Below are 749 nucleotides of genomic sequence, written 5' to 3' on the forward strand. Positions count from 1 at the left end.
GTACGTGCTGGTCGGCAGCGGGCGGCGGCGCGGGAAGCTGCTGGTGCCGGGCAAGGCGTTCGCGGAACTGCCGGGCGCGGTCGTGCTGGAGGGGCTGGGCAGGCCCGCCGCCTGATCGGGCCGGGGCGGGCCGCCCGGGATCAGTACCGTACGCCCGTGCCCAGGTACTGCTCCGCGAAGGCCGTGGCGGCGGCCGGCGAGCTGAACAGACGGCGCAGCCGCGCCAGGGCGGTGCCCGCACGGAACGGATCGCCCGCCGCGCCCCCGTGGTACAGCTCGGAGAGCCACTGCGAGAACTCCTGGTAGTCCCACACCCGCCGCAGACAGCCCTCCGAGTAGCCGGCCAGACCGGTCCCGTCGCCCTTCACCAGCCGCGCGACGAGCGCGTCGCCCAGGGCGAACGCGTCGTGCAGCGCCAGGTTCAGGCCCTTGGCGGCGATCGGCGCGACCAGGTGCGCCGCGTCCCCGGCCAGGTGGAGGCGGCCGAAGGACATCGGCTCGGTGACGTAGTCGTGCATGTCCAGCACGCGCTTCTCGATCAGCCGCCCCTCGGCCGGCGGCTCCGCGCCCGCCGCGGCGTCCCGGGAGTCGTCCTCCGCCCGCCGGTCCTCACGCGGCATCGTCAGCGTGGCCACCCCGCACGGCACCGCGCCGGTGGAGTACGGAAGCCGCAGCACCCCGTCCGCCGACCACAGCCCCGTGCCGGTCAGCCAGCCCGCCGGGGCCGGGACATGGTGGACGCGCCGCTC

Annotated in this window: 1 protein-coding gene; it reads right to left on the bottom strand. The window is 76.2% G+C overall.

The window, feature by feature from the left end; genetic code table 11:
• Positions 1–140 precede the first annotated feature (140 nt).
• The coding region (locus LPA54_RS33815) for an FAD-dependent monooxygenase (RefSeq protein ID WP_228984521.1) at positions 141–749 on the bottom strand (609 nt) is incomplete at its 5' end.

This window comes from Streptomyces sp. DH12 (genome assembly GCF_020873895.1).
GTDB lineage: Bacteria > Actinomycetota > Actinomycetes > Streptomycetales > Streptomycetaceae > Streptomyces.